Raw genomic sequence first — 22,005 nt, forward strand, 5'->3', positions numbered from 1 at the left:
CCGGGTCTATCCCCGGCTGATCAGGCGCCGAGGGCGGCGTCGAGATCGTCGATGAGGTCGAGGGGGTCCTCGATGCCCACCGAGAGGCGGACCACCTCCGGGCCGGCGCCGGCCGCGCGCTTCTGCGTGTCGGTGAGCTGGCGGTGGGTGGTCGAGGCCGGGTGGATCACCAGCGAGCGGGTGTCGCCGATATTGGCCAAGTGACTGAAAAGCTGGAGGTTCGAGACCAGTTTCACCCCCGCCTCGTAGCCGCCCTTCAGCCCGAAGGTGAAGACCGCGCCGGCGCCCTTCGGCGTGTAGCGCTTGGCGAGCTGATGGTAGCGGTCGGTCTCGAGGCCGGGATAGCTGACCCAGTCAACCGCCTGATGCTGCTGCAGGAATTGCGCGACCTGGAGCGCGTTGTCGGAGTGGCGCTGCATCCGCAGCGGCAGGGTCTCGATGCCGGTCAGGATCATGAAGGCGTTGAAGGGCGAGAGCGCCGGGCCGAGGTCGCGCAGGCTCAACACCCTGACGGCAATGGCGAATCCGAAATTGCCGAAGGTCTCGGAGAGCACCATGCCGGCATATTCCGGCCGGGGCTTCGACAGCATCGGGTAGCGCTCGTCGCCCTCCCAGCGGAAACTGCCGCCGTCGACGATGAGCCCGCCGATGGAATTCCCGTGTCCGCCCAGGAACTTGGTCGCCGAGTGGACGACGATGTCGGCCCCGTGCTCGAAGGGCTTGATCAGGTACGGCGTCGCCATGGTGTTGTCGACGATGAGCGGGATATTGTGCCGCTTGGCGATCGCTGAGAGGGCCGCGATATCGGTGATCACGCCGCCCGGATTGGCGATCGACTCGCAAAAGATCGCCTTGGTGCAGGGCGTGATGGCGGCCTCGAAGGTGGCCGGATCGTCGGTGTCGGCCCAGACCACGTTCCAGCCGAAGTTCTTGAAACTGTGGTTGAATTGGTTGATCGAGCCGCCGTAGAGCTTGTTCGCCGCCACGAACTCGTCACCCGGCTGCATCAGCGCATGCAGGGTCAGGAACTGGGCGGCATGCCCCGAGGCCACGGCGAGCGCCGCGGTGCCGCCTTCGAGCGCGGCGATGCGCTCCTCCAGCACCGCGTTGGTCGGGTTGGTGATCCGCGAATAGATGTTGCCGAAGGCCTGCAGCCCGAACAGCGAGGCGGCATGGTCCACGTCGTCGAAGACGAAGGACGTGGTCTGATAGATCGGCGTCGCCCGGGCGCCCGTGGTCGGGTCCGGGGTGGCTCCGGCATGGATCGCCAGGGTGTTGAAGCCGGGCTCGCGGTCGGTCATCGGGATACTCCTCGCGGAGCCGTGTACGCCCGCGGTTCCAGGCGAGGCAAGCGGCGGATCCGCCTTCGCGAGGCCCCATTCCACTACCGCTGCGAAAACGCTCGACTATAGGAGGATCATGCCGCCCTCCGCCACCCGCATCCTCGTCGCCAGCTTCGTCGGCACCGCGATCGAGTTCTACGATTTCTACATCTATGCCACCGCCGCGGCCCTGGTGATCGGGCCGATCTTCTTCCCGCCCGGAGAGCCCGCGGCACAGACGCTTCAGGCCTTCGCCACCTTCGCCATCGCGTTCGTGGCGCGGCCGGTGGGCGCGGCGCTGTTCGGGCATTTCGGCGACCGGGTCGGGAGGAAGGCGACGCTCGTCGCCTCGCTGATGATCATGGGCGCCTCGACCGTCGGCATCGGCTGCCTGCCCTCCTATGCGAGCATCGGCTGGCTCGCGCCGGCGCTGCTCTGCCTGCTGCGGGTCGGGCAGGGCATCGGCTTCGGCGGCGAGTGGGGCGGTGCGGCGTTGCTCGCCGTCGAGAACGCGCCGCCGGGGTGTCGCGCCCTCTACGGCATCGCGCCGCAGCTCGGTGCCCCGGTGGGCTTTCTGGCGGCGAACCTGCTGTTTCTCGCCCTAAATTTCGGCCTGACGTCTGAGGACTTCGCGGCCTGGGGATGGCGGCTGCCCTTCCTCGCCTCCTCCGTGCTGGTCGGGGTCGGGCTCTATGTCCGGCTGAAGCTCACCGAGACGCCGGCCTTCGCCGAAGCGCTCGCCAGGGCCGCGCCGGAGCGGGTGCCCCTGTTCGCGATGGCGACGCAGCACTGGCGGGCAACACTGCTCGGCACCCTGGCGATGGTGGCGCCCTACGCGGTGTTCTACCTCTGCACGGTGTTCGCGCTGAGCTGGGGTACCAGCCGGCTCGGCTACCCGAAGACGACGTTCCTGCTGTTCGAATGCGCCGCGATCCTGTTCATGGCGCTGGCGATCCCGCTTTCGGGCGCGGCGGCCGACCGCTTCGGGCGGAAGCCGGTGCTGCTCTCCGGCCTCGCCGTCACCGCCGGCCTCGGCGCCCTGTTCGGGCCGATGCTCGGAAGCGGGGAGGGCGCACAGGTGCTCGCCGTGCTCTGCCTCGGCCTCTTCGCCATGGGCTGGATCTTCGGGCCGATGGGCGCGGCCCTGCCGGAGCTGTTCCCGGTGCGGGTGCGCTACACCGGCGCCTCCGTGACCTACAATCTCGCCGGCATCCTCGGTGCCTCGGGCGCGCCTTTCGCCGCGCAATGGCTCGCAGGCTGGGGCGGCACCGGCGCGGTCGGGCTTTATCTGGCGGGCGCAGCCGCGATCAGTTTTATCGCGGTGGCATTCATGAGGGAATCAGGCCGCTCGAGCATCTGAAACAACCCGGTCCACCGTTGCTTCGCTCCGCTCGCAAAGACGGTGGAGGAACAGACGTCCGGCCTGGTCTCATGGAAACCGCCCGCAGGAGCGCCGGCTCACGACGACGTGGTCTCCGCTTCGTCGGGCGGGCTGGAAGCTGCCTGCCGCATCAACCGCGGCCGCCAGATCCCGAGTACGACGTTGATCGCCGCGATCGCGAGAAGCACCCAGAGCGTGTTGCGTTCCGGCCCGAGCGATTGCGCGAGCGTCGCAGGATTGACCTTGCCGACGAGCGCCGCGGCGCTGCGCTCGGCCTCCTGCTGCATCGGGCCGAGCACGCCGACGAAGCCGCTCTCGAACACTAGGATGCCGGTGGCGGCCTTCAGCCAGGCCCAGCCGGCATTGTGGAAGCCGCGCGTCATGGCGATGGCGAGCAGGCCGGCGACCAGCGTCAGTCCCAGCGAAGGGAAGAAGATCCAGGTGGCGATGGCGCCCATCGCGCCGCGCATGGCGGCATAGGCGGCAAGCGAACTCGTCGGCGGCATGACGCTCAGCATGACGAGCAGCGACGCCATCGCCCCCATCAGCCCGATCGCCCCCATCGTGTGGAGGAATTTGAGGAAGCGTCTCAAGGCGTCTCAACAACCGTGTCGGCTGGCTTTTTGGAGAGGTTAGCGCAATTGCTGGGGGCAAGGTAACCCAGTCGTCTCGACGCGCCCGACCCATGGCCGGAGCGACTATCGATCGTCGATCGTCAGCCGCTGTACGCCGCGCTTGTCGAGCACCGGCTTCTTGGAGCTGATGATCCGCGAGTTCACGCCGGTCCAGCCGATCTCCCCCGACAGGCGACCGTACTCGATCTTCGGGCAGCGGTTCATGATCACCGTGACGCCGCGCGCCTCGGCTCGCGCGGCGGCTGCGTCGTTGCGCACGCCGAGCTGCATCCAGATGAGTTTCGGGACTTCTGGCAGCGCCAGGGCCTCGTCGACGAGGCCGTCCGCCGCGATGGAATTCCGAAAGATCTCGACCATGTCGACCGGGCCGGGCAACTCCGCGAGCCGTGAGATCACCCTCATCCCGAGCAGGGTCTGGCCGGCGAGACCGGGATTGACCGGGGTGACCGCGTAGCCGCGTTCGGACAGGTACTTGAGCACGATGTAGCTCGGACGGGCCGGATTCGCCGAGGCACCGACCAGCGCGATCGTGCGCGTCGCCTTCATCAGCGCGCGGATCTGCGCGTCGGGGTAACGGTCGTGGTGGGCCAAGGGCGCGTCCATGACCGCCTTGTCGGCCAGCCGCTCTCATGCTGCAAGACTGCGATGACCGCGATGAGCCTGGACGAAACCCGCGACTTTCTCGACCGCGAGTTTCCGCAGTTGAACGACGGCGTGCGCGCCTACCACCTGGAGGCGGTCGGCCCGCTGACGGCGCGGATGCGGCTCGACCATCACGAACGGTTCCTGCGGCCCGGCGGCACGGTCTCGGGGCCGGCCATGATGGCGCTCGCCGATTTCGCGCTCTACGCTGCGATCCTCGCCAATCTCGGCCCTGTGGCCCTCGCGGTGACGACCTCGCTGAGCTTCAATTTCCTGCGCAAGCCCGGCACCGATGGGCTGATCGCCGTTTGCACCCTGCTGAAGGTCGGGCGGCGGCTCGCGGTGGGGGAGGTGCGGATCACCACGAAGGGCGGCGGCGATCTCGTCTGCCATGCGACCGGGACGTATTCGATACCGCCCCGGTAGGATTCGTCATTCGCTTACAGCCTGTCTCGGCGGAGGGCGGCAGCGGCGGGGATCCGCCACCTCGCCGGAGGTCGGCCGAAGCCGAAATCGAGAGTTCGGCGGTGTCGGGGGTGATCGATCATCGAACGGAATTGGCAGCTTTGGGGGGCGCTCGACCGATCCGGTGGCTATTTTCGCAAGTATTTTTCCAGTCATGACGTTAAACGTACGGTATATTATATAATAATACTATTATTAATACAATTTTCAGAGAACATATTTTGGCTTGCGCGCGTTGTGTTCGACCCCGAAAACTGCATTATAATTTGCTCTACCAAGGAGGATCGAATTATGTCGCGACCCGTCACGCTGCTGCTCGCTCTTACGGTCGGCCTCGCCGCCGTACCCACACTTTCTCACGCCGAGAGCTCGAAGACGAAATCGACGAACTCGGCGGCGGCGAGCGGCGCCACACAGAAGCAGGCGAGTGGCGACGATTTCGAAGAGAACCGTCGGGCTCACATGGAAAAAAGCAAGGAAAACAATGACAAGAAAGGTGCGAACTAGTTCGATAGACCTGCTCGTGTGAGGTCGCGTCCGGATACTTACATCTGTGATTTGCGACTATGCTTGCGCGATCTGAGCGGGCGAACTTTCGAGCTTCAGGATGCGTTCGGCCATTCGGCCGAACGCATCCTGAAGCATCTTCGCCGCAGGCCGGATGTCTGGCTCGGCCGCACCATCGAAGACCGCTCGGCCTAGCGCAAGACTGCGGACTCAGCGTCGGGCGACCGAGCCTTTCCGGCTCCATGCCTTCCACGGTACGACGCGCGGCGTTGCGTCCGCATAGGCGCGCCATTCGTTGCCGAAGCGCTCCTGCATCATCCGCTCCTCGCGCGGTACGCGGAAGGCATAGAGGCAGCCGAATCCGACGAGGCCGGAGAAGCCGGCGATCCAGTTCGGCAACAGGATCGCCTGGGCGAGCGCCCAGAGCCAGAACGCGCTGTACATCGGGTGGCGGACCCACCGGTAGACGCCGTCGGTTTTGAGGCGGTGGCCGTCGCGCAGTTCGAGGCTGAAGGACCATTCGCGGCCGAGGCCGCGGTGGCTCTTGTCGAACATCCAGAGGGCGAGCGCCGCGACGACGATGCCAAGAACCAGGAGCGCCGGGTTCGTCGCCCGCTCGCCGAGCTTGGCGAAACCGAACAGGCTGTAGGCGATCGGGATCACGCCAAGCCCGGTACCGGAGATCGAGAGCAGGACATTCTCGCGAACGTCCCAGTGCGAGGCGGTCACGGGGATGCGCTTGGCCCGCCGCCTGTGCGGGATCCGGATCGCGTACCAGCCCACGACGAGGGCAAGGAAGGCGAGCTTGCAGAGAAGCGGGGTCGTCATCGGGCGGCGATACGGGCGTTCGGGCCGGGGCGCAATCAGGCGGCGCAGGTCGGCGCGTTGCCGGTGATCGCGCCGGCGTCGTCGAGCCAGTCCATCGCCCCGTGCGGCGAACCGGCGAGGTCTGCGCAGAAGAACGGGCCGCAGGTGAACATGAAGTAGTCGTAACCGCTGCGCCGCGTCGCCGCGTGGAAGAACTGGTTGTGCTTGCGGAAGAAATCGAAGCGCAGCGCCCGCAGGGCCTCGGCCGAGATCATCTGCCGGAAGATCGCCTTGCGGCTGATCGGCGGATGCCGCGGCGTGAGGCCCATAGCGACGGCGGGATCGACATAGGGAAAGTTCATGACGTCGTGCTGCGACCAGTAATCGGCCCAGACGATGCGCGGGAAGGATGTCACTGCGGCGGTGGCCCGACGCAGCGGCGCGGCGGCGCTGTGCAGGCCGATCTTGAGGACCGACGAACCGATCGTGAGGAGGGCGATGCGGGTGGGGAAGGCGGTCGTGGCGTTCTCGGGCGGCAGCCCGCCCAGCAGCATCTCCGCGAAATGCAGGATCATCACGGCGCCGAGGCTGTGGCCGATGAGCAGGACCTCGTCATAGGTGCCGGCCTCGATCGCGGCCTGGACCTCGCTGCGGCTCTCGTCGAGCCGCGCGGCGAGTTCTGGCTCCAGCCGGCGCGCCAGGATGCTGGCGAAGGCCCAGTCCTCCAGCAGGATGAACAGGTAGAATTTCCTGGAGAAGAACGCGAAGCCGGCCGCGAACGCGGCGATCCCGACGAGCGACCCGAACCACGGCCCGATCGAGCCGGACGACCATCGTGCCGCGAAATAGCCGGCGAGCACGGAGGCGAGCATCATCGCCAGCGGCGCGATGGTGAAGATCGCATAGCGCCAGCCGTGGCGAAAGTAACCGAAGATCGCGCGATCGAGCACGAAGTCGAGCAGGCCGCGTATGCCGAGCACGATGCGACCGAGCAGGGGCCTATGGTGGCCCTGTGCGATCAGGTCGTCGAGGCGGATGATGCGATAGTCGGTCCGCGTCCGCCAGTCGGGGCCGGACGCCTCCGCCTGCCAGCGCGCCTGCCGCGGCAGAACCTCGGGCACACCGGTCCCGGTCCGGGCTGACCAAGTCTCGCCGAATGTCGTGAGATCGCGGGCGAAACGCCGGTGAAAGCGCTCCGGCGCGGTCAGCTGGTAGCCGTGGATGTGGACGACCAGCCGATTGCGAACGGTCGGTGCGGCGGTGACTGTCATACCACCGCCGGGATTACCGGGCGGCAGCGAGAGACAGCGCGGTGCGGCGGTCGTTACCTTCGTTCATCTTGCGCATGCCGTTGATGAAGTCGGCCGGCATCAGCAGCGAACCGGGAGCCTTGAGGCCCATGAAGTTGCCGACATCGGCGACCCAGCTGCTGCAATTGTTGAAGATCGCGTGCCAGGTGCCCGACGTCGCCTGCTTGTTCTTGATGTAGGCGACGATGCGCCGGAACTCGGGTTCGTCCACCACGACGCGGTAGCGGGCCGAGACGTACTCATCCTCGAGGTCGCCATCGCTCGGTCCGGTCTCGGACTTCACGGGGATGAGGTGGCCGAGCATCCAGGGCTGAGCGCTGTCGCCCGCCGGGTGCAGGCCGGCCACGACGCGGTCGACGAGCTGACCCTTGGCGTTCACCCGGCCGTACATGATGAAGGTGTGGCCGTAGCTCATCGCGTAGCGCGAGCGGAATTCGATCGCGTACTGTGTCTTGCCACGGGGGCTGTATTGCCGTCCTTCTGCGCCGTTGCCGCTACGGGCGGCGTCGGCGGGCTGCGAGGCGAGGCCGAGGGCGAGAACGGTGGCCGTCAGGGAGAGAAGGGAGAGCCGGCTTAGGATCCGCGTCGCCCGGACGCGTCCAGTCAATTCGCGAAGGGTGCCCATAGGCCAGCGCTCCAAAAGCGTTTGCATCTAACTCTTGCCGATTCCGGCGGCTGACAAAGTTGGGGGTTCGCTCATGGCGAACCCCCGAGGCCGTCTAGTTCGGATACCGGTCGATAAATACTGAGTCTTCTAAGAGATCAGTACTTGGAGATGACCGGAGCGGCGACGGGCGGCGGGGCCTTGCCCTTGCCCTTGCCGATGCAGGCCGAAGCGTTGAGGGCAACGACGGCGGCGAAAGCGATCAGAACGACACGCTTGGTGGTGGAGGAGGTGATCATCGTGGTCTCCGACTCAGTTCCGAATGAACAACCTCAGCTTACGTTATGGCCAAGCTGGCAATAGTGCAGAAAAACCACAGTGCCTTCGCATTGCCCCATTCCGGGCCAGGCCGGTCGATCCGGTAGGTCCGCAGGTAGTAACCACGCCGGTGTGGAACGCTCTCTGACAGAGAGAGATTCAACCCTCGGATGCGACATCCCGCCACGGAATTGCGTTGTCCGCGAACCGTACGACGCTGGCTAACTCTGGCGTGTGTGTTGCAGAAATGTCAGCCCCTTGGTGCGATGCACGAACGGCCGGCCCGACGTTTGCGGCGGCATTGTCTTGCCGTCCATCAAGGCCATGCCCAGCCTGCAGCGGCGCCGACAGCGTTCGGGCTATCCATTAATTCCGTGCTCGGCGAAACGATCATTGCGGTATCTTGATACCTTTATCGTGAACCCATTCCATTTGTTGAGGTTTTCGGACAGGTCGCGGTTCGATATTCCTTGACGGCCGGCCGTTCGGCCCGTATGCACCGCTCGAACGCCGCTGCGTCCCCGACGCGGCGGCGCCTTGTTTCAGAACACCGGCACGGAATCAGCCATGAAAACCACCTCGCTGAAGGCCGCCGACGTCGACAAGAAGTGGCTCGTGATCGATGCGGAGGGCCTCGTCGTCGGTCGTCTCGCCTCGATCGTGGCGATGCGTCTGCGCGGCAAGCACAAGCCCGCCTACACGCCCCACGTCGATTGCGGCGATAATGTCATCGTCATCAATGCCGACAAGGTGAAGTTCACCGGTCGGAAGTACGAGCAGAAGAACTACTACCACCACACCGGCTATCCGGGTGGCATCAAGGAGCGCTCGGCCAAGTACATCCTCGAGGGTCGCTTCCCCGAGCGCATCGTCGAGAAGGCCGTGGAGCGCATGCTGCCGCGCGGCCCGCTCTTCCGCCAGATCATGGGCAACCTGCGCGTCTACAAGGGCGCCAGCCATCCGCACGAAGCCCAGCAGCCGCAGACGTTCGACGTCGGCGCCCTCAACCGCAAGAACGTGAGCGCTTGATCATGGCGACGCTTCAGTCCCTCTCCGACCTCAACCGGTCGAACACCGACACGACCAATCCCGAGCAGCAGGCTCCGGTCCGCGTCCAGAAGATCGACAAGCAGGGCCGCGCCTACGCCACCGGTAAGCGCAAGGACGCGGTCGCCCGCGTCTGGATCAAGCCCGGCAACGGCACCGTCGTCGTCAACGGCCGCACCATCGAGGTCTACTTCGCCCGTCCGGTGCTCCGCATGATCCTGCGCCAGCCGCTTGAGATCGTCAGCCGCGTCGACCAGTACGACATCACGGTCACGGTGAAGGGCGGCGGCCTCTCGGGTCAGGCCGGCGCCGTGCGCCACGGCCTCTCGAAGGCGCTGACCTACTACGAGCCGGAACTGCGCGCTCCTCTCAAGCGTGAAGGCTTCCTGACCCGCGATCCGCGCGTCGTCGAGCGCAAGAAGTACGGCCGCAAGAAGGCTCGCCGCAGCTTCCAGTTCTCGAAGCGCTGATTTTTTCGAGGTTGTACTGCGAAGGGCGGATCCGAAAGGATCCGCCCTTTTCGTTTGTCGAAATGCTTCGAGCGCCGTTCACTCCGGAAGCGCGAACACCACCAGGGCGTCGCCGGTACCAAACCCCGAGCCTTTCGTGAACGAAGCCCCGCCTGCGGCCACCGCCACGTACTGCTTCCCGTCGATCGAATAGGTCACCGGCGGCCCACCGATGCCGGCGCCGCACTGGAAGCGCCAGAGCAGCTTGCCGGTGGCCGTGTCGTGCGCATCGAGATGCCCGTCTTCCTCGCCGGAGAAGACGATTCCGCCGGCGGTGGCGAGCGTGCCACCAGAGAGTCGGCTGCCGGCCTTGGCGCTCCAGGCCACCGCACCGCCCTTCGACAAGTCGACCGCCGTCAGCGTGCTGAAGGCCGGCTCGCCTTTGGCCTCACCGGTCTCGGTGTAGCGGATCTCCGGCCGACCGTTCGCCGCAGGTACGGTCTTCACCGTGTAGGTCGCAGCGCCGTGCCGAACCTGGACGAAGGCCAGCCCGGTCTTCGCGTCGTAGGAAACCGGGTGCCACGATACGGCGCCGAGCGGCCCCGGGCTGACCACCGTGCCCTCCTGGCTCGGCGGAACGAACAGGTTCCTCTGGGTGATCAGCGGCGCGGATTTGGCAAGCAGCCGCCCGTCCTTACGGTCGTGGACGTAGATCCAGCCGAGCTTGCTCGCCTCGGCCACGGCCTTCACCGGCCCCTTGTCGGTCGGGTAATCGAGCAGGAAGGGCGGGCTGGCGACGTCGTAGCCCCAGGTCTCGTGCGGCACCTGCTGGAAGTACCAGCGCAGCCCTCCCGTCTTCACGTCGAGGGCGACGAGACTCATCGTGTAAAGGTTGTCGCCCGGCCGGGTCAGGCCGAAATTCTGCGGGGCCGGATTGCCGGTGCCGAAATAGATCAGGCCGAGATCGCGGTCATAGGCCGGGGTCATCCAGAGCGAGCCGCCGCCGACCTTCCAGGCCTCGCGGTTCTTGTCCGCCGCAGCCTTCTCGGCGGGGATATCGCGGTGGAGCGGCAGGCCGTCGGTGGTCTTATCGACGTAGCCGCCCTCCCAGCCGTCCTGCTTGGTCACGTACCAGCGCCAGCGCTCCTCGCCGGTCGTGGCGTCATAGGCCGCGAGCCAGCCGCGGCGGCCGTAGCCGCCCTCGATGCCCACCACCGAGCCGCCGTCGAGGCCACCCTTGTCGTCCTCGACATGCAGGCCGTAGCCCGCGCCGGTAACGCCGACGATGACGAGGCCCTCTGCGACCAGCGGTGGCATCTTGAAGCCGAGGCGGCTCGATCCCTGCACCGCCTTGTCGCCGAGCTGCGCCGCGAGCCCCGAGGCCGTCTCGGTCTCGCCCTCCTCGGGCCGCACGGCCTCGATGTCCCAGACGAGCTTGCCGGTCTTGGCGTCGAGCGCGATGACGCGCCCGTCCATCGTCGCCTCGTAGACGAGACCGCCGGACACTGCGACGCCGCGATTCGAGGGTGGCCCGAAGATCTTTTCAGTGCGGGCCTTGTGCGTATAGGTCCACAGCACCCGGCCGGACTTCGCCTCGAGCGCGGCGACGTGGTTGCCGGTTGCCGAGACGTACATCGTGCCGTCAACGATCACCGGTTCGGCCTGGAAGTAGCCCGTGGTGCCGGTCTGGAAGATCCAGGCGGGTCGAAGCCTGCCAACGGTATCGCGGTTGATCGCGTCCAATGCCGAGGCGTGGCGATTGGAGTGATCGCCTCCGAACACCGGCCAGTCTTCTGCCCGAGTAGGGAGGGAGACCAAGGCGAGGGCCAGCGCGAGTGCGAACGATCTTGCATGGTGAGACATGCGGCCGGATCCTCCGTGAAGTCTCTTTGCGCCGCTGTTAAGGGATGCTGCTGCCGCTGTCGAAGGGCCGGCCTTCCGCCTTTTTCGCGATATGCGTGCGAATCCAAGCATCCGTTCGGTCGCGTTGGACGTCGGCGAGCGCTTGAAGAGCACTCTGACGATCGCCGCCGTGATGAAGACCGCCAAGGATGCCGATGCGGTTTTCGGCGGAAGTCGCCTTCGCCAAGCCTTCTCACGTCAGGCTGCGGACGATCATAACCGTTCTGACGATGATGGCTCAGCGCTGCGCAGCCGACGATTGGATGACTTCGATTCAAGTCCGTGTCGCGAGCGTAGTGAGTCGACCACGGGGGCGACATTCGCCAATAAGCTGAAACGGCTTCGGGTTCCTTCGCTACCTTCGCGAGGATCGTCTTGCGGCCTGGGGTCGTATGATCCGACGCCCAATCCCATCATCGACGCCGCTGGTCAGAGCTTCCCGAGCAGTGGGAAATCCTGGCTCAGCGTCGATTCCATCGGCATCGGGGTCTCGCGGCGGCGCGGACGGCGATTGAGAACCTGCTTCAGCTTCGTCTTCAGCAGCGGGATATCGAACGGCTTCAACAGGAAGGCGTCGGCGCCGGCGAGATGCGCGAGGTTGACGTCTTCGAAGTCGAAGGTCGCCTCGGTCAGGATGAAGGGCGTGTTCATCAGCGCGTTGTCGGCGCGAATCTCGCGCAGCAGCGTCAACCCGTCCGTCGGCTCCAAGTCGAGATCGCAGATGACCAGAGCGTATTTCCGCGCGCGCATGCGCTCCAGCGCCTCGACGGTGTCCGAGACACCATCGACCTCGGGAAAACCCAGACGCGTCATCAACTCGACGACGAGCCGCAGCAGCTTCGGCTGATCGTCGACGATCAGGATCGCGGGGGTGTCGCTCATGGCGTTGTCTGTGGATTCCATCCTGGAGGTCAGACGAAAAGATGGTCGATGCCCTGCTTCGACATCGTGTCTTGCTGGAGCGTCGTTGCGAGATTGTGAATCGTGCTGGCCTTCGGCGTCCCGCGCTGGAGCATCGGCAGCAGGCCGGCCTTGGTGAAGTGGGTCTCGCTCGCGCCGCCGCGTACGCCGGTGGTGAACGAGGTCACGAAGGCGCGTTTGTTGATTTCACGCCATTCCACGATCTTCACGTCGCGATGGCGTGCATCCGCCGAGATGCGCTGAAAGGTTTCGTTCACCGACATGCGTTCGCCCTCGATGATCTGGACGGCGAAGTTGCCCTCGACGATCAGGAAGCTCGTGATCACCGCGAATTCGTTCTTTTTCTGCGCGTGCTTGGTGATCTCGCTGATCTGGCGGGCGCGGGTCGGCGCATCGGCGGCGAGATTGAGCCGCGAGAAGTAGATCAGGTTGACGAGGCTCGTCCGCTTGGGCCGCATGGGATCGTCAGGCTTCCGTCGTCTTGCCCATCGTTTCGGGCACGCTCCCGATATCCTAGGAGATCTGTCGATAACGCCGCGTAAACGCCGGGGCCGCTCGGCAAGACTTGCCGGGCAAGGCGTCGCACCGGGCCGGACTCTGCAGGGTCTTTCTAGGCTGGGCTCAACGATTTCAAAGACTTGACGCTGGCACGGGGGTTGCGCCGGTCCATCCCGAGGATTGGGCCGCATCGGCGGCGCACGGGGTATCGGTCATGGACGTTTTCACCGCGTTGCAGACGGCAGTCTCGGGACTCAAGGCGCAGTCCTATGCCCTCGACAACATCTCGGGCAACATCGCGAACTCCCAGACCACGGGCTACAAGCGCATCGACACGAGCTTCGTCGACCTGATCGCCGAGCAGACGCCGCGGCGCGAGGTCGCCGGCAGCGTCGGAGCCTATTCGCAGCTCACCAACACCATCCAGGGCAACGTCTCCTCCACCGGCGTCGCCACCAACATGGCGCTGAACGGCCAGGGCTTCTTCGTCGTCCAGAAGAAGAGCACCGATGCCGCTGGCACGACATCCTTCTCCGGCAACAATCTCTATACGCGGCGTGGCGACTTCGCCCCGGACAAGGACGGCTTCCTCGCCAACGGCGCCGGTTCCTACCTCACCGGTCAGACGCTCGATCCGATCACGGGCACGACGACGTCGACCGGCCCGATCAAGATCTCCAACTCGATCCTGCCGGCCAAGGCCACCACGTCGATCAGCTATTCGGCGAACCTTCCGAAGACCCCGACCACCACCAACACCACCACGACGGCGGGCTCGGAACTCCTCGGCGCCTTCGCCGACGGCTCGGATGCGCGCATCACCAGCGGCACCGGAACCGGAACGGTGTCCTCCACGAACTCGCAGAGCTTCATCGACAGCAGCATCGCCGGCCCCTCGCTCACCGCCTACACCGCGGCTGGATCGCCAGTCAGTCTGCAAACGCGCTGGGCCAAGGTGCAGAACGCCGATTCCACGACGACACCCGCGACGAGCGACACCTGGAACCTGTTCTACGCGGACAAGAGCAGCGTCACCGGCAGCAACACCAGTTGGACCAATGTCGGGCAGGCCTTCGCCTTCAATGCGAGCGGGCAGCTCACTTCGCCGACGACGACGGCGGTCACCATTTCCAACCTCACGGTGGATGGTGCTTCGGTCGGCAATGTCAGCCTGAACTACGGCACCGGCGGCCTGACGGAATACGCCTCGACCACGGGCCGCGTCACGACCAATACGCTCCAGCAGAACGGCTACGCCTCGGGCACGCTGAACACGGTCGAGGTGACCGAGGACGGCAAGATCATGGGCACCTACTCGAACGGGACGACGGTCGCGCTCGCCAGCGTCGACGTGGTGAATTTCACCAACGACGACGGGCTGCGGCCCGATTCCCTCGGCAACTACCAGCAGACGTCCTCTTCCGGCGAACCCATTGCCGGGCTCAAGGGGACGACGGTGGTCGGCGGCAACATCGAGCAGTCGAATACCGACATTGCCAGCGAATTCTCGAAGATGATCGTAACCCAGCAGGCCTACTCTGCGAACACGCGCGTCATGTCGACGGCGCAGACGATGATGTCCGATCTCATGAACATCATCCGCTGAGCAGGGCGAAGATCCAGACTTTACGCTGATGCGGCTCTCGACCGGGCAACCGGCGAGACGCGGCATCGGGCAATGTTTCGAAGGAGCCTCAGGTGTCGATCAATGCCCTGAACACCGCGACTGCGGGCCTGCGCCTGACACAGGCTCAGATCGGGATCGTCTCGCAGAACGTCGCGAATGCGGGCACGGTCGGTTACATCAAGCGCACGCTCGATTCCGTCACGACCGGGCCCGGCAACTCCGGCGTCGCCACCGGAACCGTCGGTCGAACTCTCGATGCGGCGGCGCTGAAGCAACTCCGGCTCGAAACTTCCGGTGCCGCCTATACGGCGCTGAACGCGGCCGTGCTCACCCAGGTCGATAAACTCTACGGAACGCCGGGCTCCTCGAACGCCCTCGACGGGCTGGTGAACGGGTTCGCCTCCTCGCTCCAGACGCTCGCCGCGAATCCGAGCGCCTCGGCGGCGCGCAGCGGTGCCGTCACCGCCGCGTCCAGCCTCGCCGCCAAGATCGGCAGCGTCGCGAACAGCGTGCAGGACCTGCGCACCGCGATGGAATCGCAACTCTCGCAGGATACCGCCCAGGCGGGCACCCTGCTGACCTCCATCGCCGATCTCAACACGCGGGTGCAGTCGGCCGGAGACGGTGCCAGCAAAGCAGACCTCCTCGACCGGCGCGACCAAGCCATCAACGCGTTGTCCGCGCTGATGGATGTGCAGACGGTGGGGCAAAGCGACGGTTCGGTCTCCGTCTTCACCACGACCGGGGTCACCCTCGTGGATCGCAGCAACGCCACGAAGCTGTCCTTCGATAGCCGGGGCACGCTCTCGCCGAATGCGACCTACTCAACGGATTCCTCCAAGCGCGGCGTCGGTACCATCACGGCTGTCATCCCGGGCGGCGCGTCCATCGACCTCGTCGCCTCCGGGGCGATCCGCTCGGGCTCCATCGCCGCAGCCTTGGAGCAGCGCGACACGGTACTGCCCCAGGCTCAGCGCCAGCTCGACGATCTCGCCGCCGGCCTGTCGCGTTCGATGTCGGACAACCTCGCCTCCGGAACCGCGGCGACCGATGGCACCCGATCCGGTTTCGACATCGACCTTAACGGTCTCAGCGCCGGCAACGGCATCACGCTGACCGTCAAGGATGCTTCGGGCATCCAGCGCAACCTGATCTTGATGCCGTCCTACCTGACGCCGCCGGCCACCGCCGCCGCGTCCGCCACGGACGATTCCGGCGCCACCGTCGTGCCGTTCACGATCCCGGCCTCGTCTGCGTCGCGGGATCCCGCCACGATCGTGGCCGCGATCTCTACCGCGCTCGGTTCGAGCTTCAGCGTCTCAGGCGCCGGAGGCAGCACATCAGGCACCGTCCGCATCCTCTCGAACGGCGGCGGCTCGCCGACCCTGCTCGCGGCAAGCGCCAGCGTGACCCAGGCCACGTCGCCGACCGACACGCAGAGTGGTAGCGCCCAATTGGCGCTCTTCGTGGATTCCGGCCGCAACAACGGGCTCTTTACCGGCTCCTTCGATGGCGGATCCCAGCTGACCGGGTTCGCGCAGCGCATCGCCGTCAACCCGAACGTTGCGACCACGACTGCCACCCTCGTCGCCACATCGGGAACGGCCGCATCGAGCGATTCGACGCGGCCGCAGGCGCTGTACACTGCGCTGACCGGCACCCAGCGGACCTTTTCGTCGTCGAGCGGCATAGGCGGCGTCAACGCGCCGACGACTTCCACAGTGAGCGGTTTCGCGCAGTCGATCATCGCCTCTCAAGGGGCTGCGGCCGCCTCGGCGCAAAATCTCGATGAGGGCCAGAGCGTAGCCTTGGCCACGGCGCAGGGTCGGTTCTCGACTCAGTCCGGCGTCAACATCGACGAAGAGATGTCGAAGCTCATCGAACTCCAGACTGCCTACACCGCCAATGCCCGGGTGCTCACCGCCGCCCGCGACATGATCGACACGCTTCTCAGGATTTGAGGCGCAGCTCCATGACCTCGATCAATACCTTCGCTGCCGGCAGCTACGCCGCCGACCGTACCGCCGCGAGCCTTGCCGGTCTCAAGAGCCGTCTCGACGGGCTGACGACGCAGCTCGCCAGCGGCCGCGCCGCCGAAACCTATGGTGGCCTCGGCTCGGCGCGCACGTCGAGCCTCAGCGCCCATGCCACGATCAGCGCCCTCGACGGCTATACCGCGGCCATCGCCAGCTCGACTACGCGGGTGACCTTAGCCGCCACGAGCCTGACGCAGGTCAAGACGCTCGGCGACAAGTTGCGGACCAGCCTGGCCTCGGCCTCCCTCTCGACCACTGGCACCGGCGTTACCACGAGCACCACGCTGGCACGCTCGAACCTCGATGCCGCTCTCGACGCCCTGAACCAGTCGGTGGCGGACAAGTATATCTTTGGTGGCCGCAGCACTGACACCGCGCCGGTGATCTCGTCCGACATCATGCTGAAAGGTGACCCCTCCACCGGCCTCGCCGGTCTCGAGACCTTGATCGCCGAGCAGAAGAACGCCGATCTCGGAGCGGACGGCAATGGCCGGCTTACGCAGACCCAGACCGGATCGACGGTCCTGCTCACGGAAGATGCCAGTGCCAAGGCGCGCGCAAATCTCGGCTTTTCGCTCGTCTCGGCCGTCAGTTCCAATTCTGCCGGCGTATCGGCGACCCTGACGGCCGGAACCGCTGCGAACGTCGATCTCGCCTTCGCGAGCCAGCCGAGCGACGGCGATCGTGTCCGTGTCGCAGTGCTGCAAGCCGACGGCAGCCAGAAGATCCTCGACCTCTCGGCCCGTACCACGGCGCTGCCGGGCTCGAGCGACAGTTTCGCTATCGGCGCGACGCCGGCCGACACGGCCGCCAACCTCAAGGCCCTGCTCGGCACCGCGTCCATCGCAAGCGTTCAGAGCGCCAGCCCGCCCGGGATTTCGGCCGCCTTCGGCGGAGGCAGTCCGGCCGCTCTGTCGCTCTCCGCCGGCACGCCCGTCGCCGGAGACACATTGACCCTCAAGGTCGGGATGCGCGATGGGACGACCCAGAGCATCACTCTGACTGCAGCAGCGACCGCGGATTCCACCTCCGCGACGAATTTCGCCATCGGCGCTACGCCGGCAGACACGGCTGCCAACCTCTCGGTGGCGGTATCGAATGCCCTGAAGCAAGCAGGCGGCACAGCACTCGCCGCGAGTTCGGCGATACGGGCCTCGGAGAACTTCTTCGACGGCTCGTCCTCGCCGGGTCTCGCGCCGCGACGGATGGCAGCGGATGGCAGTGGCTATGCCGAGACAGCGAGCAAGAGCACGGTCATCTGGTACACCGGCGACGATGCGGCAACTGATCCGCGCGCGACTGCCAGCGTCCAGGTCGGTGCAGACAGAAACGTCTCGATCGGTGCCCGGGCCAACGAGGCTCCGCTGCGCGAGACGCTCGCCGCTTTCGCAGCGCTTGCTGCCGGCGGTTTCACGGATTCGACCGGCACACAGAACGTAGCGCTCTTCCAGGCCACCGCAGATCGGGCGAAAACCCTGGTGACGCCCGCAGACGGCAAGACCGATGTCGCCGATCTCGTGGGTGAATTCGGTGTCGCGTCGAACAGCATGGCCGACGCCAAGGCCCAAGCGCAATCCACCAAGACGGCGCTTCAGGATTCCCTCGAGGGTGTCGAGACGGTCTCCACCGAGGAGGTCGCCGCGAAGCTGTTGACGCTGCAGACGCAGCTGCAGGCCAGCTATCAGGTCACCTCGATGCTCTCGAAGCTCTCGCTGGTGAACTACCTCTCGTAGACCTCAACAAAACCGGTCCGAAACGAAAAGAGCCGCCCTGAGGGGGCGGCTCTCGATCGTTCGGGCCCGACTTCGGCGACTACTCGCCGATATCGCTTGCCTCGGTCTTTTCGGGGGCGGCACCCTCTTCACCGGCCTTGTAGCGCGTGCGGCGCCGACGGGGCTTCGGCGCAGGTGCTGAATCGTCACCGGTCGCCTCGTGCTGCGGGGTTGCCGCCGGCTCGGGGGTGGATCGAGTCGGCTCGGCATTCGTCTCGGGTACCGGGGTCGGATTGCGCGTCGCCGTCATCAGGAAGGCGGGCAGGGCCGACGTTTCGTCGACGGCGTGGCGAGGAGCCTCCTCGCGGTTGCGGCGCTCGCGACGGGGCTGCGCGCTGCGGGGAGCGGGCGCCTCGTCGCGACTCGCCTCTTGCCGGGGAACGTCCTGGCGGGGGGCGTCTTCGCGAACCGGTTCCTGACGAACGGCGTCCTGACGTACAGGCTCCGAGCGGCTGAATTCCTGCCGGGTGCGGTCCGGGCGGCCACCGTCCTGGCGATTGAAGTTGCCGCGGCCGTTCTCGTAGCGCGGCTGGTCCTGTCGAGGCTGATCTTGCCGCGGCTGATCTTGGCGGGGCTGATCCTGATGTGACGGATCATGCCGGGCGGCGTCCTGGCGCGAATAGTCCTGACGCCCGTAATCCTGGCGGCTCTGTTCGGAGCGACCCTGATCCTGCCGCCCGTAATCCTGGCGAGGCTGGTCTTGCCTGGATTGATCCTGCCTTGGCTGGTCCTGACGGAACTCGCCGCGGTTGTAGTCCTGGCGATTGTTGTCGAAACGCTGCGGACGATCGTTCCGGTTCTGAAAGCGGTTGGGCCGGTCGTTGCGATCCTGGCCCTGGCTCCGGTCCTGACGGTTTTGATCCGGACGATCGTTGCCGCGATTCTGCTGCCGCGATTCATAATCCTGGCGCTCGAAAGGCTGCGGCTGCTGGGCCGCGTCGCCGTAATCATCGCCACCGTAGCCCTGGCGGCCCTGATCGGCGCCGTCCTCATCGCCCTCTTCCTCGTCGTCGAAGCCATTGCGGGCATAGCCCTGCGAGGCCTGCGGACGGTTCGGCTCCTGGGCGCCGGTGATGATGCGGAAGTAGTGCTCGCCGTGCTGGAAGTAGTTCTCCGCAGCCACGGGATCCCCGCTCGCGAGGGCGTCGCGGGCCAATTGCGCATATTTGTCTGCGATGTGCTGGGCGGTGCCGCGGACCTTGATGTCAGGTCCGTTGGACTCGTAGGACCGGGTCAGCGGATTGGGACCCTTGGGCCGGTTTCGGCCGCGCATCCGTCTGTTCTGGTTTGGTCTCATCGGCCTCGATTGACCCTTCACTCGCAGCGAAAATTATCTCTGACAGAGGTGGACCGGCGGCGCGTGCGGGCCGTCCGCAACCGAGCACAATGCTCGCTGCGGGATGCCTCGCAGGTCGATCCGTGATCTTTCACGTCGTGCGTGCCGTCGTCTTGTCCGATCGGAGCCCGTGCTCGCACCAAGGCGCGCTTGCGGGTTGACCTTCGACTGTCAGGTTCGATGCCATCGTGCTTGGCGGCCAGCTTGGCTGTGATGCCGAGTGCGCGTCCGCTCGATGGTGGGGCGATCGTCCGAACCGAAGGCGATGCTGACCGAACCCGATCCTACCGCAGCCCGTCTTAACGGGCCGTTCACGATCTACACCCTGAACGTAATGGCTGATCGTCTCCGCAACAAGCATTTTTTCATGCCGATGCAATCATCGCACGACTTTGTTGTTGGCTGACGTGGCGTCGAACGGTGGCCGAAGCGTGACGACGCGCGCATGACCGGCGAGATCGCAATCGATCCCCCCTACGTGGAAGCCCGCGTCGCGACCGAGCCCGGCGACGGCCTCGGCCTGATCGTGGCCGATCTCTAGTAGGAGGGCACCGTCCATCACGAGCAGCCCCGGCCGCGCGGCGATACCATCGATGATCGCCCGAAAGGCGTCGAGTCCGTCGGCGCCGCCGTCCAGCGCCTCCGCGGGATCGTATCGGCGCACCTCCTCGGCGAGCGTCGGGATCACGCCACTAGCGATGTAAGGCGGGTTCGACACGATGAGGTCGAAGGGCCCGCAAACGGCCGCGCACCAGTCTCCGCGTAGGAAGGCGGCGCGGTAGCCGACGCCGTTGCGCTCGGCATTTTTTCGCGCGGTGGCGAGGGCGTCCGCCGATCGGTCGATGCCGATGCCGCGCGCGCTCGGCCATGCGCAGAGCAATGCGATCAGGATGCAGCCCGAGCCGGTGCCGAGATCGAGGATGGTCGGGGAGGGCACGGTGCCCAGCCGCAGGGCGGTATCGACGAGCGTTTCCGTATCCGGTCGCGGCACCAGCGTCCCGGGTGACAAGGCGAAGGTCAGCCCGCGAAACTCCCATTCGCCGAGGATCCGGGCCACCGGTTCCCCTGCGAGCCTTCGCGCGAGCGCTTCCGTGAGGGCATTCGCTTCCTCCTGTCCGACCGGCACGTGGCCGCGTAGGGCCAAGTCGGTCGAGGTCAGACGGAGAATGTGGAGGAACAGGAAGCGAGCGTCGCCGCGCGCTTCGGCAATTCCCGCCTGCTCGAGCGCCTGGGCCATCCGGCGGAGTGCCTCGACGCGGGAGCGGCTCGGCTCGATGGGAATGCTCATGGTCGATGCCGCGGCGGCGCGTGCGTCACGCCATGCCTTCGGCCGCGAGCAATTCGGCCTGATGCTCCGTGACGAGCGCGTCGATGACTTCGTCCAGCGCCGTGCCGGCCATGATCTCTTCGAGCTTGTACAGCGTGAGGTTGATGCGGTGGTCGGTCACCCGCGCCTGCGGAAAGTTGTACGTGCGGATGCGCTCCGAACGGTCGCCGGAGCCGACCTGGGCCTTGCGATCGGCAGCGCGGACCGAATCCTTGGCGGTCCGCTCCGCGTCGTAGAGTTTTGCACGCAGCAACGACATGGCGCGCGCGCGGTTCTTGTGCTGCGAGCGCTCTTCCTGGACGAACACCACTATCCCCGTGGGCAGGTGGGTGATGCGGATCGCCGATTCCGTCTTGTTGACGTGCTGGCCGCCAGCGCCCTGTGCCCGCATGGTGTCGATCTTCAGGTCGGAATCGTTGATGACGATATCGACCTCCTCGGCCTCCGGCAGTACCGCGACGGTGGCCGCCGAGGTGTGGATGCGGCCTTGCGTCTCGGTCTCCGGCACGCGCTGAACGCGGTGCGCGCCGCTCTCGAACTTGAGGCGGGAGAACACGCCGCGTCCGTTCACCTCGGCGAAGATTTCGCGATAGCCGCCCATGGTGCCCTCGCTCTGCGAGATCACCTCGACGCGCCAGCCCTTGGCCTCGGCATACTTTGCGTACATCTCGAACAGGTCGCCGGCGAAGAGGGCCGCCTCGTCGCCGCCGGTGCCGGCGCGGATTTCGAGGATCGCGCTCTTCTCGTCGGCCGCGTCCTTCGGCAGCAGAATGAGTTGGAGGCCGCGATGCGCCTTCTCCAGCGCCTCTTCGGCCTCGGGCTTCTCGTCGGCGGCGAGCGCGCGCATCTCGGCATCGCCTCCGGCGATCAGCGTCTCGATGCCGGAGAGGTTGTCGATCGCGGCCCGATAGGCCTGGATCGAAGCGACGACGCCGTCGAGGCCCGACAATTCACGGGAGAGCGCGACGAAGCTCTCCGCATCGGCCGAGCCGGTGCTCAGCATCGCGGTGACGATGTCGTGCCGCGCCAGGATGGCGTCGAGGCGATCGGAGGGAATGGGGGTCATCGTCCTGCGGGACTAGGCGTGAAAAGGAACGGA

At 66.0% G+C, this 22,005-nt stretch carries 22 protein-coding genes; 8 read left to right on the top strand and 14 right to left on the bottom strand.

The window, feature by feature from the left end; translation table 11 throughout:
* Positions 1-20 precede the first annotated feature (20 nt).
* Positions 21-1,301, bottom strand: coding sequence for an O-acetylhomoserine aminocarboxypropyltransferase (locus MFF07_RS04300; RefSeq protein ID WP_238230763.1), 1,281 nt, complete (start codon positions 1,299-1,301; stop codon positions 21-23).
* A gap of 115 nt (positions 1,302-1,416) precedes the next feature.
* On the opposite strand from MFF07_RS04300, the gene MFF07_RS04305 reads away from it, so the two are divergent.
* Positions 1,417-2,682, top strand: a complete 1,266-nt coding sequence (locus MFF07_RS04305) for an MFS transporter (protein ID WP_147814272.1) — start codon at positions 1,417-1,419, stop codon at positions 2,680-2,682.
* Positions 2,683-2,780: 98 nt separating this feature from the next.
* Here the strand turns inward: MFF07_RS04305 and MFF07_RS04310 are convergent, their stop codons facing one another.
* Together MFF07_RS04310 and MFF07_RS04315 are read right to left on the bottom strand one after the other, a co-directional pair.
* Positions 2,781-3,296, bottom strand: a complete 516-nt coding sequence (locus MFF07_RS04310; protein ID WP_147814240.1) for a hypothetical protein — start codon at positions 3,294-3,296, stop codon at positions 2,781-2,783.
* A 105-nt stretch (positions 3,297-3,401) separates the two neighbouring features.
* Entirely contained in the window at positions 3,402-3,941 is a 540-nt protein-coding gene (locus MFF07_RS04315; RefSeq protein ID WP_147814238.1) for a CoA-binding protein, read from the bottom strand.
* 42 nt (positions 3,942-3,983) lie between these two features.
* Between MFF07_RS04315 and MFF07_RS04320 the strand changes: the two genes are divergently transcribed.
* Together MFF07_RS04320 and MFF07_RS04325 are read left to right on the top strand one after the other, a co-directional pair.
* Positions 3,984-4,406 (top strand): PaaI family thioesterase, encoded by a 423-nt coding sequence (locus MFF07_RS04320; RefSeq protein ID WP_147814236.1) that lies wholly within the window; start codon positions 3,984-3,986, stop codon positions 4,404-4,406.
* Positions 4,407-4,736: 330 nt separating this feature from the next.
* Entirely contained in the window at positions 4,737-4,952 is a 216-nt protein-coding gene (locus tag MFF07_RS04325) for a hypothetical protein (protein WP_147814235.1), read from the top strand.
* 210 nt (positions 4,953-5,162) lie between these two features.
* Here MFF07_RS04325 and MFF07_RS04330 read toward each other — a convergent pair whose 3' ends face one another.
* The 4 genes from MFF07_RS04330 to MFF07_RS04345 all read right to left on the bottom strand — a co-directional run bounded on the left by MFF07_RS04330 (position 5,163) and on the right by MFF07_RS04345 (position 7,972).
* Positions 5,163-5,780, bottom strand: coding sequence for a protein-S-isoprenylcysteine O-methyltransferase (locus tag MFF07_RS04330; RefSeq protein WP_147814233.1), 618 nt, complete (start codon positions 5,778-5,780; stop codon positions 5,163-5,165).
* A gap of 35 nt (positions 5,781-5,815) precedes the next feature.
* Positions 5,816-7,030, bottom strand: coding sequence for an RBBP9/YdeN family alpha/beta hydrolase (locus tag MFF07_RS04335; protein ID WP_238230765.1), 1,215 nt, complete (start codon positions 7,028-7,030; stop codon positions 5,816-5,818).
* A 13-nt stretch (positions 7,031-7,043) separates the two neighbouring features.
* A complete protein-coding gene (locus MFF07_RS04340) occupies positions 7,044-7,694 on the bottom strand; it encodes a hypothetical protein (RefSeq protein ID WP_147814229.1) in 651 nt (216 codons plus the stop codon).
* A gap of 137 nt (positions 7,695-7,831) precedes the next feature.
* Positions 7,832-7,972 carry an ABC transporter gene (locus MFF07_RS04345; RefSeq protein ID WP_147814227.1) on the bottom strand — a complete coding sequence of 47 codons (141 nt, stop codon included), beginning with the start codon at positions 7,970-7,972 and terminating at the stop codon, positions 7,832-7,834.
* 586 nt (positions 7,973-8,558) lie between these two features.
* On the opposite strand from MFF07_RS04345, the gene rplM reads away from it, so the two are divergent.
* Entirely contained in the window at positions 8,559-9,020 is a 462-nt protein-coding gene (gene rplM, locus MFF07_RS04350; protein WP_147814225.1) for a 50S ribosomal protein L13, read from the top strand.
* 2 nt (positions 9,021-9,022) lie between these two features.
* Positions 9,023-9,508 carry a 30S ribosomal protein S9 gene (gene rpsI, locus MFF07_RS04355; RefSeq protein WP_147814223.1) on the top strand — a complete coding sequence of 162 codons (486 nt, stop codon included), beginning with the start codon at positions 9,023-9,025 and terminating at the stop codon, positions 9,506-9,508.
* A gap of 78 nt (positions 9,509-9,586) precedes the next feature.
* Here the strand turns inward: rpsI and MFF07_RS04360 are convergent, their stop codons facing one another.
* The 4 genes from MFF07_RS04360 to MFF07_RS04375 form a co-directional block, all read right to left on the bottom strand.
* Positions 9,587-11,350 (bottom strand): pyrroloquinoline quinone-dependent dehydrogenase, encoded by a 1,764-nt coding sequence (locus tag MFF07_RS04360; protein WP_238230768.1) that lies wholly within the window; start codon positions 11,348-11,350, stop codon positions 9,587-9,589.
* Between the two features lie 37 nt (positions 11,351-11,387).
* Positions 11,388-11,576: a hypothetical protein gene (locus MFF07_RS04365; protein WP_147814219.1), complete on the bottom strand. Its 189-nt coding sequence runs from the start codon at positions 11,574-11,576 to the stop codon at positions 11,388-11,390.
* A 242-nt stretch (positions 11,577-11,818) separates the two neighbouring features.
* Positions 11,819-12,271: a response regulator gene (locus tag MFF07_RS04370; protein WP_238230770.1), complete on the bottom strand. Its 453-nt coding sequence runs from the start codon at positions 12,269-12,271 to the stop codon at positions 11,819-11,821.
* Positions 12,272-12,300: 29 nt separating this feature from the next.
* Complete coding sequence (locus MFF07_RS04375) at positions 12,301-12,768, bottom strand: BLUF domain-containing protein (protein WP_147814215.1); 468 nt, start codon at positions 12,766-12,768, stop codon at positions 12,301-12,303.
* Positions 12,769-13,022: 254 nt separating this feature from the next.
* On the opposite strand from MFF07_RS04375, the gene MFF07_RS04380 reads away from it, so the two are divergent.
* The 3 genes from MFF07_RS04380 to MFF07_RS04390 all read left to right on the top strand — a co-directional run bounded on the left by MFF07_RS04380 (position 13,023) and on the right by MFF07_RS04390 (position 18,204).
* The gene (locus MFF07_RS04380; RefSeq protein WP_147814213.1) at positions 13,023-14,414 is read left to right on the top strand and encodes a flagellar hook protein FlgE; all 1,392 of its coding nucleotides are present in this window, start codon (positions 13,023-13,025) and stop codon (positions 14,412-14,414) included.
* Between the two features lie 92 nt (positions 14,415-14,506).
* A complete protein-coding gene (gene flgK / locus MFF07_RS04385; RefSeq protein WP_238230772.1) occupies positions 14,507-16,396 on the top strand; it encodes a flagellar hook-associated protein FlgK in 1,890 nt (629 codons plus the stop codon).
* Between the two features lie 11 nt (positions 16,397-16,407).
* Entirely contained in the window at positions 16,408-18,204 is a 1,797-nt protein-coding gene (locus tag MFF07_RS04390) for a flagellin (RefSeq protein WP_147814209.1), read from the top strand.
* Positions 18,205-18,283: 79 nt separating this feature from the next.
* On the opposite strand, the gene MFF07_RS04395 is transcribed toward MFF07_RS04390, so the two are convergent.
* From MFF07_RS04395 to prfA, 3 genes are all read right to left on the bottom strand, one after another.
* The gene (locus tag MFF07_RS04395) at positions 18,284-19,516 is read right to left on the bottom strand and encodes a DUF4167 domain-containing protein (RefSeq protein WP_147814207.1); all 1,233 of its coding nucleotides are present in this window, start codon (positions 19,514-19,516) and stop codon (positions 18,284-18,286) included.
* A gap of 442 nt (positions 19,517-19,958) precedes the next feature.
* On the bottom strand, positions 19,959-20,867 hold the full coding sequence (gene prmC / locus MFF07_RS04400; protein WP_147814205.1) for a peptide chain release factor N(5)-glutamine methyltransferase: 909 nt from the start codon (positions 20,865-20,867) through the stop codon (positions 19,959-19,961).
* A gap of 25 nt (positions 20,868-20,892) precedes the next feature.
* Positions 20,893-21,972, bottom strand: a complete 1,080-nt coding sequence (prfA, locus tag MFF07_RS04405; protein WP_238230775.1) for a peptide chain release factor 1 — start codon at positions 21,970-21,972, stop codon at positions 20,893-20,895.
* Positions 21,973-22,005 lie beyond the last annotated feature (33 nt).

Source organism: Methylobacterium thuringiense (assembly GCF_022179645.1).
GTDB lineage: Bacteria > Pseudomonadota > Alphaproteobacteria > Rhizobiales > Beijerinckiaceae > Methylobacterium > Methylobacterium thuringiense.

What these genes read in the sequence shown, in the direction of transcription:
- MFF07_RS04300 (WP_238230763.1), bottom strand. Translation starts at nt 1,301, where the DNA reads ATGACCGACCGCGAGCCCGGCTTCAACACCCTGGCGATCCATGCCGGA.
- MFF07_RS04315 (WP_147814238.1), bottom strand. Translation starts at nt 3,941, where the DNA reads ATGGACGCGCCCTTGGCCCACCACGACCGTTACCCCGACGCGCAGATC.
- MFF07_RS04320 (WP_147814236.1), top strand. Translation starts at nt 3,984, where the DNA reads ATGACCGCGATGAGCCTGGACGAAACCCGCGACTTTCTCGACCGCGAG.
- MFF07_RS04325 (WP_147814235.1), top strand. Translation starts at nt 4,737, where the DNA reads ATGTCGCGACCCGTCACGCTGCTGCTCGCTCTTACGGTCGGCCTCGCC.
- MFF07_RS04330 (WP_147814233.1), bottom strand. Translation starts at nt 5,780, where the DNA reads ATGACGACCCCGCTTCTCTGCAAGCTCGCCTTCCTTGCCCTCGTCGTG.
- MFF07_RS04335 (WP_238230765.1), bottom strand. Translation starts at nt 7,030, where the DNA reads ATGACAGTCACCGCCGCACCGACCGTTCGCAATCGGCTGGTCGTCCAC.
- MFF07_RS04340 (WP_147814229.1), bottom strand. Translation starts at nt 7,694, where the DNA reads ATGGGCACCCTTCGCGAATTGACTGGACGCGTCCGGGCGACGCGGATC.
- MFF07_RS04345 (WP_147814227.1), bottom strand. Translation starts at nt 7,972, where the DNA reads ATGATCACCTCCTCCACCACCAAGCGTGTCGTTCTGATCGCTTTCGCC.
- rplM (WP_147814225.1), top strand. Translation starts at nt 8,559, where the DNA reads ATGAAAACCACCTCGCTGAAGGCCGCCGACGTCGACAAGAAGTGGCTC.
- rpsI (WP_147814223.1), top strand. Translation starts at nt 9,023, where the DNA reads ATGGCGACGCTTCAGTCCCTCTCCGACCTCAACCGGTCGAACACCGAC.
- MFF07_RS04360 (WP_238230768.1), bottom strand. Translation starts at nt 11,350, where the DNA reads ATGTCTCACCATGCAAGATCGTTCGCACTCGCGCTGGCCCTCGCCTTG.
- MFF07_RS04370 (WP_238230770.1), bottom strand. Translation starts at nt 12,271, where the DNA reads ATGAGCGACACCCCCGCGATCCTGATCGTCGACGATCAGCCGAAGCTG.
- MFF07_RS04375 (WP_147814215.1), bottom strand. Translation starts at nt 12,768, where the DNA reads ATGCGGCCCAAGCGGACGAGCCTCGTCAACCTGATCTACTTCTCGCGG.
- MFF07_RS04380 (WP_147814213.1), top strand. Translation starts at nt 13,023, where the DNA reads ATGGACGTTTTCACCGCGTTGCAGACGGCAGTCTCGGGACTCAAGGCG.
- MFF07_RS04390 (WP_147814209.1), top strand. Translation starts at nt 16,408, where the DNA reads ATGACCTCGATCAATACCTTCGCTGCCGGCAGCTACGCCGCCGACCGT.
- MFF07_RS04395 (WP_147814207.1), bottom strand. Translation starts at nt 19,516, where the DNA reads ATGCGCGGCCGAAACCGGCCCAAGGGTCCCAATCCGCTGACCCGGTCC.
- prmC (WP_147814205.1), bottom strand. Translation starts at nt 20,867, where the DNA reads ATGAGCATTCCCATCGAGCCGAGCCGCTCCCGCGTCGAGGCACTCCGC.
- prfA (WP_238230775.1), bottom strand. Translation starts at nt 21,972, where the DNA reads ATGACCCCCATTCCCTCCGATCGCCTCGACGCCATCCTGGCGCGGCAC.